Source organism: Streptomyces europaeiscabiei (assembly GCF_001550375.1).
Classification (GTDB): domain Bacteria; phylum Actinomycetota; class Actinomycetes; order Streptomycetales; family Streptomycetaceae; genus Streptomyces; species Streptomyces europaeiscabiei.
On sequence record NZ_LRTR01000865.1, the window covers coordinates 1 to 11,914 of the forward strand.

The following is an 11,914-nucleotide window of genomic DNA, read 5'->3' on the forward strand; positions in this document are numbered from 1 at the left end:
CCAGCCGGCTCACCCAGCCCGGCCCCAGCCGCTGCCGGCCCCGCACCCGGTCGACGGTGACGGCGTCCCCGGTGAGCACCGCGAGCCGCAGGTCGGGGCCGTACGCCTTGGCGACCGACCGCACGAAGGCCCAGCTGCGGGTGGTCCCGGCCAGCGGGTGCAGGGGCTGGTCGACGATCCGGTAGCCGTGGTCGTCCTCGATGAGCAGGATCTCGGGATGCTTTTTCAGCACGGACCGCAGGGCACGCGCGCGTGCGGCGCTCACGGCCGCGCCGGTCGGGTTCTGTGCCCGGTCGGTGACGATCAGGGCCCGCGCCCCGCCCTCCAGCGCCTTGCCTACGTCGTGGGCGAGCGGCCCTTCGTCGTCGACTCCGACCGGCACGACCCGGAGTCCGAGCGCCGGGACGAGGTCGAGCACGCTGCCCCACCCGGGGTCCTCGACGGCGACGGCGTCCCCGGGCTTGAGGTGGGCGGCCAGGACCCGTTCGATGGCGTCGAGCGACCCGGAGGTGATGGTGACCGGCCCGTCCGGGACCCCGTCGGCGTCCAGGTCGGCCCGCGCGATCCGCGCCAACTCGGGCTCCACGGCCCCCGACCCGTACAGCACCGGCTCGCGATCCCCCTGCTCGGCGGCCGCCGCGAACACCTCCGCGAGGCGCGGCAGCAACGTCGTGTCGGGATTGCCGTCGGCGAGGTCGCGCACGCCCTGCGGTACCTCGACCCGGATGTACTCCCGCCCCGTCGTCGCCGGCCGGGGCCGCACACGGCTCCCCCGCCGCCCGGCGGTCTCGATGACCCCGCGCTCGCGCAGGGTGCGATAGGCGGCCGCGACGGTATTCGGATTCACCCCCAGCCGATCGGCCAACTCCCGCATGGGAGGAAGTAGTTCACCCGGTTCCAGCTCTCCCGCGCCGACCGCCCGCTCGACGCTCGCCGCAATCTCCGCCGCGCGTCGACCCGTCACCGTGTATTCTCCTAGCACAAAGCAGATTATGCACTAGTGCAATGGAGAGCGCAATGACGGGGCCCGAGCAGTCGACGACACCGCAGCCCGCCGCCTACACCCCCACCGACCGCACCGTCCCCACCCGGGGCGCGCAGAAGGCCTCGTACGACAGGGATCTGGTGCACTCGATACTCGACGAGGGCTACGTCTGCCATCTCGGCTTCGTCCGCGACGGCGCCCCGGTGGTGCTGCCCACGTTGTACGGCCGGGTCGGCGAGACGCTCTACGTGCACGGTTCGACGGGCTCGCGCCCGTTGCGGATGACGGGCCAGGCCGACCCGGGCCTGCCGGTGTGCCTGACGGTGACGCATGTGGACGCGCTGATCCTGGCCCGCTCCGCCTTCCACCACTCGATCAACTACCGGTCGGTCGTGGTGCACGGCACCGCCCACCAGGTCACCGACCCGCAGGAGCGGCGGATCGCCCTGGACGCCCTCGTCGACCACGTCGTACCGGGCCGCTCGGCGGACTCCCGGCCGGCCAACGCCAAGGAGTTCGCGGCCACCGCCGTGATCCGCCTCGACCTGAACGAGGTCTCCGCCAAGACCCGCACCGGCGGCGTCAACGACGAGCCCGAGGACCTCGCCCTCCCCCACTGGGCCGGCGTCGTCCCTCTCCGCAAGGGCTACGAGACCCCCGTCCCGGACCCCGACCTGGCCCCCGACACCGAACTCCCGGACTACCTCAAGGCCCTGTAGCTTTCGGCGCACCCGCGCCCTGAAGGGGCGCGGGGAACGGCGCGAGCAACCCCACACGAGCCGCGGTCGGCAGACCACGAAGCCCTCACCGGCGTCATCGCCCCCGCCCCACCGACAGCTCGGGTTCGACCCCCTCCCCACCGGACGCCACCGGCCGCGCCGAACTCTTCCCCGGCGCGGACCGCTGCGCGACGAACGCCCCGGCCAGCACCACCACCCCACCCACGATCTGCGGCGCCGACAGATGCTCCCCCAGCAGCACCCACGCGAGCACGGTCGCGACCACCGCCTCCAGACACCCCACGACCCCCGCCACCTGCGGAGACAACCGCCGCACAGCCACCACCCCGGTGACGTACGCGACCACCGTGGCGATCAGCACCACCCACGCGAGCAACAGCCACGCCGGAACAGCCGTCCCGTCCATCCACGCGGCGCCCCCCAGCACCGCCCAGTCCATCCCCCACGGCCGGGCCACCACCGTGAGCGCCACCGCGCCCACCAGCGACCCGTAGGCGATGACCCCGAGCGGATCCGGCGCCTCCACCCCCGCGTCGCTCCCCTGGTCGGACAGCACGAAGTACCCGGCCTGACAACAGGCGGCCCCGAGCGCGAGCAGCAACCCCAGCGGGTCGAAGCCGAGCCCCGACCAGATCTCGACGACACAGGCGAGGCCGCCGACCGCGAGGACGACCCCGACCGCCGCCGCGCGCGTCACCGGCCGCCGCTGCACGAACCGCACCCAGCCGAGGACGATGGCCGGCCCGAGGTACTCCACGAGGAGGGCGACGCCGACGGGGATGCGGGAGATCGAGGCGAAGTAGAAGGCCTGCACACCGGCCACGGCGAACAGACCGAACCCGATGAGCAGCACGGGCCGCCGACGCACCAGATCCCGGTGGCGCACGGCCAGCGGCAGCATCACCAGCGCGGCGCCGACGACCCGCAGCCACACCACGTGCAGCGGGTCCAGCCCCGCCTCGATGAGCGGCTTGGCCGCGGTGCCCGATCCGCCGAAGGCGACCGCGGACCCGAGCGCGAGCACCAGCCCGACACCGCGCCCGCGCTGCCCCTGACTCCCCTGAGACGTATGCACCGGCACATGATGACAGTCGACGACAGGACCGTCACCCCTGATGACACCTGTCTCGCCCGTTGGACCTCAGAGGGATGCGCCTCAACGACCCGCGCCCCCGGTCACCACCCCCCCCTCGCCCGGCCCCCACCCGTCCCCGCGATCCGACGTGCCACCGCTCCCCCGTCGACACCCACCTTGCCCAGCACCTCCACGGCCCGTGATCCGGTGGCCGCGACGAGCACCGCGAGCAGGTCGACCCCCTGGGCCGACCCGTCCCCCCGCCGCACGGCACGGTCGTACGCCTGCGTCATCGCCCGAGCCGCCACGGGCGACCAGCCGGGCGTGCCCGGCACCCCGGGGACGACGCCGGCGTCGTCGACGCCGATCTGCCAGCGCAGCCCGTACCCGATGCTGCGCTGCACCAGATAGCCGAGCAGCCGGGCGACCTGCGGGCCGTCGAAGACGGCACGGACCTCGGGGTCCGCCTCCAGGAGCGAGTGCAGCAGATGGGCGGTGTCGATCTGCCGGTCGCCGTCACGGAGGGCCCGTCTGCGCGCACCGGCGAGCACCGAGGCCAGCTCGTCCGTGAGCCTGCCTTCGATCTCCACGTGGTCCGGACCATGGTCTACGGCCGACTGCCGGGGAATACGGAATAGCACGCCCTCCACCCCATCAGTCCCACCGCCCCGGGGTCATCCACGAAAGGAAGCATCTTCGCGTCCGACACAGGTTGCGTAGGGAGGAGCCGCTTCTCCTCCCTACGGATGAGATCCGGCTGCCGCGCTGGAGGGGCGCGCACCTCTCCGCCCAGCGCCTGGCACACAACCGCATCGCACCGGCGCTCGTACCCGACCGCGTGGAGTGCGGATGCCGACCGGTGGTCCTGCCCGCGATCGACGGCAGGCAGGACAGGTACCGGGTGTACGCCTCCTCCCCGCGGCGCACTGCCCGCCGACCGGACCGACCGGGGCCGCCCCGGACCGGCCGGGGCCGATTCCTGACGGTTCATCAGTATTGAATGTTCCGGGCCCCGGGGCTACGTTCCGCGACACCAGCGTCCGAGACGAAGGGGTTGTCGCATGGCCGATGTCAGCGCGGAGGCACGCATCGAGGCACCCGCCGAGCAGGTCTGGGCCCGGCTCGTCGACTGGTCCGCGTACGGCGAGTGGAACACGACCCACACCGGCTTCCCGAAGGGCGGCCCGAAGGCCCTCGCGGTGGGCGGCACCTTCCAGGAGAACCTGAAGCTCATGGGCTTCCCGGCGGAGGTCGAATGGACCATCGCCGAACTGGTACCCGCCCGTACCCTGGCCATCCGCGGCAAGGGCCCGATGGCCGTGGACCTCGCCACCCGCTACACCCTCACCCCCGACGGCGACGCCACCACGGTCCGTATCGACGGCCGGTTCACCGGCGCCGCCGTCTCCCTGATGGCGGGCAAGCTCAGGGACTCCGCCACGGCCGCGCTCGACGAATCCCTGCGCAAGCTGGGCGGCCTCGTGACCTGACCACACGCCCGGCCGTACCGCTCACGCGCCCCGCGCACACGAGAGCGCCCCGCGGAAATCTCCGCGGGGCGCTCTCACGCACGTATCACCCACGCACTGCCGTCAGTCCTCGTCGGCGAGGATCAGGTAGAGCTTCTTGCGGGCTTCGTTGATCACCGTCAGCGCCTTGTCGCGCTGGTCCTTGTCGCCGGTCTTCCAGACCTGGCCGAACGCCTCCATCAGACCGAACCCGGCCTGCCGGATCTCGCTCAGCGCCTCCCAGTCGACCCCACGGGAGGCCTCTTCCCAGGGGGCCTCGGGCCCCTCCTCGGCCGCGGTACGACCGGCCTCGGTGAGCGAGAACAGCTTCTTGCCGCCCTCGGACGCGCTGGCGATCAGCCCCTCGTCCTCCAGCAACTGAAGGGTGGGGTACACCGAGCCGGGGCTGGGCTTCCACGCCCCGCCGCTGCGCTCGGCGATCTCCTGGATCATCTCGTAGCCGTGCATGGGCCTGTCCTTGAGGAGGGCCAGGATCGACGCGCGCACGTCGCCCCGCCGCGCCCTTCCCCTGGGTCCGCCTCGGCCGCGCCCACCCCAGGGGCCACCACCGAAGGGTCCGAACGGCCCGGGACCACCATGGCCCGGCCCGAAGGGCCCGAAGGCGGCGCGCAGCGCCTCGGCGTCACCTCGGCCGCGGGGGTTCTCCCCACCACGGCGTCCATGTCCACGCTCGAATCCGAAGTCCTGTCCACGGGAACGCATCGCAATCACTCCATTCCATCGTTGATCTGTCGCGATGCTTCAACGATATATCGGGACCTGTCGTCTGGCAACCCCCGTTCTCGGAACGTCGTTGACCTGCGACAGCGAAGATGGCCCGTTCGCCACCGAAGTTGGACCGATGGCCGTTTGTGTCATCGAAGTTGGGTCACTGGATGGTTTGTGACAGTGAAGTTGAGCCGGTGGTGACTCGCGTTGTGCGGTCGCGGAGCTCCGCTCGCCAGCGGATCGCCCTCTGCCGACAGGCGCCCGAGCACCACTTGCGCCCTGTAACCGGCTTGCGATGGGCCATGGAGGTTCCGCAGGCTGCGCATTGCTGTTGGTCGGATCGAGCGAGAACTTCCTGGTCAAAGCACTGATAAGAGCACCAGGGGTTGGGCCTGAGGGGCCGGTAGCACCGCTCGCAGCCCTGACAGGCCGTCGTGCCGAAGGGGCCAGAGGTCTCCGGTCCAGCCGGATCGAGCTCGACTTCGGCTCCCTGGGACGGGATCGCGGCTGCGACCGGGTTCTGCTGGCCGCGCCGTTCCTTGGTTCTGCAGTCGAACGAGCACCACTCGCGGGGCCGGCCGTCGGCTCTGGGAAGGAGTGGTTCCTGGCAGTGACGGCAGGTCGCGGTCGGAAGCGGGCTGCGGGTCCAGTGGGAGATCCTGATACTGCAGCGTTTCGAGCATGCTTTTCGCCTGGTGGCGATGTTCATCGGTCCTTCGCAGACCGGGCAGAGGCCGGTGAGTTCGTCCTCGCCGGCGGGCCCGGCGTCGGCCTTGGAGTTCGGTGGCCGCGGCAGTGGTTCACCGCGCTGGCGGAACTGGAAAGCGACCCGGCGGCAGTGCGATGAGCACATGTGGCGGCGTTGTCCGAGCCTCTTCATCATCTGCCCGCAGACGCGGCAGGGGACCTCCTTCCAGTCAGCCGCTGGGATGCGTCGGCGGTATCGCTTCTGCCGGCAGGCCTTCGAGCAGGTTCGCGGTTTGACGCCGAAGCTCGCCATCGGCCGCATCGGGGCGCCGCACTCCTCGCACTCGATGGTCTCCAGGACCTGGCGCAGTTCGACCGGATCGCGCCCAGCAGCTGCGGCGATGCGGTCCCACCTCGGGGTGCCGCGGTGCATGGGCGGCTCGGCGAGGTATTTCCGCAGGTAGGCGGGTGGAAGACAGTTCGCATGGGCGAGCCGGGTGATGAACGAGCGGGCTCCTTCACCGCTCTGCGGGCGGACCTGGAACGGCAGTTGGGCGACGGGGCTTTCCCCGGCAGGCGGGATCACCGGTCTGTGTCCGGGCGCTTGCGGCGGGAGGCGATGTCCAGGTCGACGGCCAGCAGGCCCGCCTTGTTGATCTTCTCGGTGCGGCCGAGGATGGCATCGATGGCGGCTCCGCGGATCTGGTGGGAGAGGGTGCCGATCATGCCGCCGGTGCGGGTGTGGATGAAGCGGTCCAGGCGGGTCAGGGTGCCGCGCTTGTGCTCGTGCAGCACGAGGTTGGCCTCCATCTGCGCGACCAGTGCTTTCCACTCACTGTTGTAGGGGAAGGGGTGGGTGGCCATCGGGGTGAAGCGGGCGGCGATCTGGTCTCCTCGGGTGCCGGACAGAAGGCTGCCGGACTCGACGTCGATGCCCGCGTAGGCAAAGGTCGCCGGGATGCGTTCGGAGAAGTACTTCAACGTGTCTGAGGCTTCAGCTCCGTGACGGGTCGTCAACGAAATGTTGTGGATCTCGTCGACCAGAATCACGCCGGTCCGGGCTTTGGTGCAGACCCCGACGACGGCTTCGGTGAGGTCGGTGATGTTCGAACTCCGCAGGACTGGCAGGCCCAGGAAGCGGGCGAACTCGGCGGCGATCATGCGGGGTGTCGCGGCCGGCGGGACGGTGATGTAGATGACCGGGATGCGGTCGTCCTGTCCGGGGTGCCGGCGCCGGTCCTGCAGCTCGTGGGCCAGGCCGAGCTGGGTGAGAGCGATCGTCTTGCCGGTGTTGGCGGGCCCGGAGACGATCAGGCCGCGGCGAGCGCTGATCGCCCCGCGGTTGAGGATGGTCAGACGGCGCCCGCAGGTGACGGTGGCGCGGACCGTGGAGGTGGCGACCACCTGGAGGCGGGCATGGTGGTTGAGCCGGTCGTCGTCGTAGGCGTCCTGGCTCTCCGCCTCCAGCGCGTCGTACTCGGCCTTCGTCAGCGCGGCCATGCGCTCGCTGAGGGATGCACCGACGAACTCGCGCCAGCCGGGCAGGGTGGTCAGCTGCCGTCCGAAGTCCTCGTCAGGGTCGTCGGCCGGCAGCGTGGTCACGAGCGTCCCCAGGGGTCTTCGAGTGGGTTGAACAGTCCGAGCGGGATCACCTCGGCGAGATCGTCGTCCTCGGTGGGTGGTTCGGCCTCAGGTTGCTGCGGGGGTTCGGGCGTCGGGGAGGGGACGGTGGCCGGGGCGGTCTTCGTCCGGGCGGCGACCCGCCGCTCGGCCTTGACCGTCTTGCCCGACCCGACCTTCCTGGCCTTCTTCTTCGCGGCCGGCCGGTCGGGGCCGGCGTGGGCGCGGGTCAGCAGGTCGGCGACGGCCTGGGCGAGCTCTTCCTCGGTGGCTCCGGGCAGTTGGTGGCTGACGTGATCCCAGGCCAGGTCTCCGAAGGGGACCGGCGCCCGGTTCAGGTATTTCCAGGTTGCTTGGACCCACTCGCTGTCGCCTCGGTGGTTGCGTACCCAGACGTAGGAGACGTCGTAGGGGTCGCGGTGGACCTCCCAGAGCCCCCGCTTCGCGGTGACACCGGAGTCACGCAGGCGCATCGGACCGAGGTCGGGGCTGTCGTAGGTGCGGTTGTTGATGCGGATGCCGTAGGAGTTGACGGTCCGCCAGGCCGCGGGCAGGAGTTCGACGTAGTCCTGCCCGCTGAGCGCGACCGGGACGTAGCCGCATGCCTCGACCAGGGCCGCGTACTTCTGGTTCGGGGTGAACAGCCGCCCCGGGTGGTCGGGGTCGCGCAGGCCCTCGTGCGGGCGGTTCTGCCAGTGCGCGACGATCCACTCGTCCAGCAGGTCCTGCAGTTCGGGCAGCGACCACAGGTTCTCCTGCTCGGGGTGCCGGCCGCGCTGGTCGGTGTTGCGGCCGGTGTGGCCCGGCAGGAACTGGGCGAACATCGTGGCCACCGAGCCCAGCATTTTTTCGATGTGCCCCTTCTGGAAGGGCGAGCCCTTGTGGGTAGGCTGGAAGTCGATCTCCAGGAACCGGCAAGAGGCCCGGAAGTTGCGGGAGATGAATGCCTTGCCGTGGTCGCAGACGATCATCTCTGGGACGATCACCGGCTTGGCCGCCGCGTGCTCCAGGCGCTCGTCCAGCGTCAGCAGCCTGCGGTGCGGCAGAACCGACCGGGACATCCTCAGCGCCTCGACCCAGCCCGGCCGCATCAGCTCGGGAGTGACCGTGCGGGCCAGCAGCACACTCGCGTCCACCGACTTCGTCGTCGGCCTCAGCACCGCCGCCGACAGCGTCCTGGACGCGACATCGATCATGCCGGTGAGCTCGACCTTCCCGACAACCCCATTGTCGAGGCGGACCATCACGTCCAGCGGGGTGGAGTCGATCTGCATGACCTCGCCCGGGGCCGACACCGTCAGCTCGCCGAACGGAGCCGCCGCCCCGTGGGCCTTCGAGCGGCGTGTGACGGCCGAGCCGGTCGCGTGGGTGCCTTTCGTCAGCTTCGCCAGCAGCCGGTAGAGGGTCCGACGGGTCGGCAACTCGGACAGATCACCGCCCGATTCCCGCAGGATCTCCCCGGTCCGCCAGATCAGGTAGGACCCGTTGCGGGTCGACGTGTCGACGCCTTCCTTGATCGCCTTCCGCATCGCCTCGACGACCGGCTCGGGCACCGAGCCGAACTCCGCCCGCTTGCGGACCGGACGGTGGTCGGCCAGCCCGACCAGGCCCTGTGTCTGGTAGCGGCGCCGCCGGTTGCCGATCGTCTTGGCCGCGACATCGTGCCCGGCAACAGCCAGTTCAGCCGCTTTGGCCCGCTCCCGGGAGGTCATCGAGGACCCCGGTCCGTAACCCGGCCGTGGTTCCGTGCCGGGGTCCGTGTCCGGCGCTATCCCGTGGATTACCTCCAGGATGTGTCCCTCCCACCACAGGGCCTGTTTCACCGCCTCGGGCGGGAACGCCTCCAGCAGCCCGACCTTGGGCAGCGGCATCCGCTCGGCCTGGAACAGGACCTCGAAGTCCGCCGCCTCGAACAAATCGAGGAGGGCGACCACCCGGTGAGGAGCCTCTGCGTCCTCCACCACCGCTGCCTGCGGCGTGACCTCGAGAACCCCTCTGACCTGGCCTTCGAACCGGATTCTGTGGCCGACCGACAAGGCCGGTGGCCGCTTCAACCCGCTCATCCGCGTACCTCCGTCCAGACCAGGCTGCCGGTCTGCATCAAGCCGCCCACCAGGTCCGTGCCCAAGGCGCCGGACCACAGCAGGTGGAACAACACCGGAAGGACCCGCAGCCGGTCCCCGACCAGACCGGCGCCCTCCCACAAGCCCTTCGGCTCACGGAAGACCTCCACCAGCTCGTCGACCACCGCCTCGGGCCGGCCGCAACGCGTCCGCCGATAGCGGGCCAGCCAGCGGACGTTCGCCATGAACACCGGATCCGGCCGACCCGCCCAGACGAACTCCCAGCCCACCGTCTGGCAAGCACGCTCGGTCACGGCGAAGGACTCCCGCGTCCTCTCGTCCATGTCGTCCTCGGCGCGTACGTCGACGACACGGGCCCGCCCGTCCGCGAGCCGAACGAAGTAGTCGGGAGCATGCCGATGCTTCTCTTCGCCTTCGCGCCAGTGCAGCCAGAACGGTTGCGAGGCGACGGCGGTGACCTGCGGATCTCTGTCCAACAGGACGAGCCGGTCCCGCTCGAGCCACGACTCGTAGCCGACGTGCTCCTGCGTGGTCACCGAGTAGTACCAGCCCGCGAAACCCCGGCCGTACTTGTGCCAAGTGAACTCACGCACCGGCTCCACCGCCTCGAACCGCACATCCCAGCTCGTCTGCAGCAACTCACGCCTCCGGACCCCATCCACACAGAAGTCCAGCTCAAAGCCCCCGAGCGCAGCCTGATCAAGCCCATAGACAGGTGCCCCCACCGAATCTCCCACCTGCCGGATGCCCGACCAGCCCAACTCCGTTGTCACAAACTAGCGTTGGCCCAACTTCGGTGACAAGAGATCCATCTCCACTGTCACAGGTCAGTCGTCGTGATCTACTGCCGCGCATGCCCCTGTTGCTGCTCGACCTGGACAACACCCTGATCGACCGCGACGCGGCCTTCCGAGACGCCGCGGCCGCCTTCCTCTCCGCGCAGCGCCTGCCCGACACCGACCTGCTGTGGGTGACGACCGTCGACGCCGGCGGCTACACCCCTCGTCACGAGGTCGCCGCCGCCCTGACGGACCGCTACGGAAGCGCGGTACCGCCCTCCGCCGTCCGCACCCTGATCGACACCGGCGCCGCCGACCGCGCGGTCCTGGCGCCGGCCGCCCGCGAGGCACTGGCCAGAGCGCGGACCGGCGGCTGGACCTGCGTGATCGTCACCAACGGCCGGACCGTCCAGCAGGAGACGAAGATCCGCAACACCGGACTCGACCGGCTCGTGCAGGGCTGGGTCGTCTCCGAAGCCGTCGGCCGCAAGAAGCCGGACCCGGAGATCTTCCACGCCGCGGCCGCCACCGTCGGCCTTCCCCTGGCCGGCGCGTGGGTCATCGGCGACTCGCCCCACGCCGACATCGCTGGCGCCGACGCACTCGGCCTGCGCAGCGCGTGGGTGGCGAACGGCCGCGCCTGGAACGAGGCCTCCTACCGGCCCACCCATGTCGCAGCCGACATCACCTCCGCGATGGACCACGTCATCAGCACCACGAACCGATCGGACCAGCCGGGGTGACCCGGCCAGGACTGCGATCCGGCGATCCCCCACGCACCATCGCCGTCGACGCGCCCTCTAGGGTGCGGAAATGATCTCCGACAGCTACCTCTCCGAACTGTTCTCGCTGGACGGCCGGGTCGCCGTGGTGACAGGCGGCAGCTCCGGCATCGGCAGGGCCATCACCACGGCTCTCGCACGGGCCGGGGCGAGCGTGGTGATCGTCGCGCGCAAGGAGGCGGAGCTGACGGCCACGGTCGACGAGCTGACGGCGGACGGATGCCGGGCGGCCTGGGTGAGCGGCGACCTGAGCACCCGGGCCGGCGTGCGTGCGGCGGCCGAGCAGGCGGCCGACGCGTTCGGCGAACCCGACATCCTCGTCAACAGCGCCGGCATCAACCTGCGTCCGCCGATGAGCGAACTGGGCGAGGACGTGTGGGACACCACCATGGCCGTGAACCTGGAGGCGCCTTTCCTGCTGGGCCAGCGCTTCGGCCCCGGCATGGCCGAGCGGGGCTACGGACGCATCATCCACATCACCTCCCAGCAGGCACACCGGGCGTTCGTCCGAAGCGGGGCGTACGGCGTGTCCAAGGGCGCCCTGGAGTCACTGGCCCGCTCGCAGGCCGAGGAGTGGTCGCCCCACGGCGTCACCTGCAACACCCTGGTCCCCGGCTTCGTCCCGACCCCGCTCAACACGCGGCTGTCGTCCGACCCGGAGAAGGTGGCCGCCCTCGCCGCGCGCACCCTGGCCGGACGCAACGGCCTGGCCGACGACTTCGCCGGAGCCGCGGTGTTCCTGGCCGGCCGCTCCGCCGGCTACATCACCGGACAGTCGGTCTTCGTCGACGGCGGCTTCTCCGTCCACTAGTGCCGCGGCAGACAACGTTCGCCCGTGCAGGAGCGGCGTCCGGTGCGTGCTCTCGGCGTGCCGGGCGTCGCGACGGGGCGAACGTCGCCTGCCGCGGCACTGGCACGCCGCCCC

General features: G+C 70.8%; 11 protein-coding genes. 4 read left to right on the forward strand and 7 right to left on the reverse strand.

Annotated elements, in window-relative coordinates; genetic code table 11:
* A partial coding sequence (locus AWZ10_RS44010; protein ID WP_060893981.1) for an aminotransferase class I/II-fold pyridoxal phosphate-dependent enzyme occupies positions 1–982 on the reverse strand: 982 nt, incomplete at its 3' end.
* Between the two features lie 35 nt (positions 983–1,017).
* Between AWZ10_RS44010 and AWZ10_RS44015 the strand changes: the two genes are divergently transcribed.
* The gene (locus AWZ10_RS44015) at positions 1,018–1,704 is read left to right on the forward strand and encodes a pyridoxamine 5'-phosphate oxidase family protein (protein WP_060893976.1); all 687 of its coding nucleotides are present in this window, start codon (positions 1,018–1,020) and stop codon (positions 1,702–1,704) included.
* Between the two features lie 94 nt (positions 1,705–1,798).
* Here the strand turns inward: AWZ10_RS44015 and AWZ10_RS44020 are convergent, their stop codons facing one another.
* Both AWZ10_RS44020 and AWZ10_RS44025 read right to left on the reverse strand, forming a co-directional pair.
* Positions 1,799–2,806 carry an EamA family transporter gene (locus AWZ10_RS44020; protein WP_060893977.1) on the reverse strand — a complete coding sequence of 336 codons (1,008 nt, stop codon included), beginning with the start codon at positions 2,804–2,806 and terminating at the stop codon, positions 1,799–1,801.
* 95 nt (positions 2,807–2,901) lie between these two features.
* Positions 2,902–3,441, reverse strand: a complete 540-nt coding sequence (locus AWZ10_RS44025) for a Clp protease N-terminal domain-containing protein (protein ID WP_107417620.1) — start codon at positions 3,439–3,441, stop codon at positions 2,902–2,904.
* A gap of 420 nt (positions 3,442–3,861) precedes the next feature.
* Between AWZ10_RS44025 and AWZ10_RS44030 the strand changes: the two genes are divergently transcribed.
* Positions 3,862–4,290: a type II toxin-antitoxin system Rv0910 family toxin gene (locus tag AWZ10_RS44030; protein ID WP_046708892.1), complete on the forward strand. Its 429-nt coding sequence runs from the start codon at positions 3,862–3,864 to the stop codon at positions 4,288–4,290.
* Between the two features lie 102 nt (positions 4,291–4,392).
* Here AWZ10_RS44030 and AWZ10_RS44035 read toward each other — a convergent pair whose 3' ends face one another.
* From AWZ10_RS44035 to AWZ10_RS44055, 4 genes are all read right to left on the reverse strand, one after another.
* Positions 4,393–5,031 carry a PadR family transcriptional regulator gene (locus AWZ10_RS44035; protein ID WP_078935697.1) on the reverse strand — a complete coding sequence of 213 codons (639 nt, stop codon included), beginning with the start codon at positions 5,029–5,031 and terminating at the stop codon, positions 4,393–4,395.
* 1,275 nt (positions 5,032–6,306) lie between these two features.
* A complete protein-coding gene (locus tag AWZ10_RS44045; protein ID WP_006379212.1) occupies positions 6,307–7,326 on the reverse strand; it encodes an ATP-binding protein in 1,020 nt (339 codons plus the stop codon).
* A complete protein-coding gene (locus tag AWZ10_RS44050) occupies positions 7,323–9,407 on the reverse strand; it encodes a Mu transposase C-terminal domain-containing protein (RefSeq protein WP_044472798.1) in 2,085 nt (694 codons plus the stop codon). The genes AWZ10_RS44045 and AWZ10_RS44050 overlap by 4 nt, the downstream gene beginning before the upstream one ends.
* Complete coding sequence (locus tag AWZ10_RS44055) at positions 9,404–10,066, reverse strand: TnsA-like heteromeric transposase endonuclease subunit (RefSeq protein WP_006379097.1); 663 nt, start codon at positions 10,064–10,066, stop codon at positions 9,404–9,406. The genes AWZ10_RS44050 and AWZ10_RS44055 overlap by 4 nt, the downstream gene beginning before the upstream one ends.
* Positions 10,067–10,281: 215 nt before the next feature.
* Here AWZ10_RS44055 and AWZ10_RS44060 point away from each other — a divergent pair, with 215 nt between their 5' ends.
* Complete coding sequence (locus AWZ10_RS44060; RefSeq protein ID WP_060893979.1) at positions 10,282–10,950, forward strand: HAD family hydrolase; 669 nt, start codon at positions 10,282–10,284, stop codon at positions 10,948–10,950.
* A 70-nt stretch (positions 10,951–11,020) separates the two neighbouring features.
* The gene (locus AWZ10_RS44065; protein WP_060893980.1) at positions 11,021–11,800 is read left to right on the forward strand and encodes an SDR family NAD(P)-dependent oxidoreductase; all 780 of its coding nucleotides are present in this window, start codon (positions 11,021–11,023) and stop codon (positions 11,798–11,800) included.
* The last annotated feature ends 114 nt before the right edge of the window (positions 11,801–11,914 follow it).

Coding starts and splice junctions, on each gene's coding strand:
- AWZ10_RS44015 (WP_060893976.1), top strand. CDS start 1,018: ATGACGGGGCCCGAGCAGTCGACGACACCGCAGCCCGCCGCCTACACC.
- AWZ10_RS44030 (WP_046708892.1), top strand. CDS start 3,862: ATGGCCGATGTCAGCGCGGAGGCACGCATCGAGGCACCCGCCGAGCAG.
- AWZ10_RS44035 (WP_078935697.1), bottom strand. CDS start 5,031: ATGCGTTCCCGTGGACAGGACTTCGGATTCGAGCGTGGACATGGACGC.
- AWZ10_RS44050 (WP_044472798.1), bottom strand. CDS start 9,407: ATGAGCGGGTTGAAGCGGCCACCGGCCTTGTCGGTCGGCCACAGAATC.
- AWZ10_RS44060 (WP_060893979.1), top strand. CDS start 10,282: ATGCCCCTGTTGCTGCTCGACCTGGACAACACCCTGATCGACCGCGAC.
- AWZ10_RS44065 (WP_060893980.1), top strand. CDS start 11,021: ATGATCTCCGACAGCTACCTCTCCGAACTGTTCTCGCTGGACGGCCGG.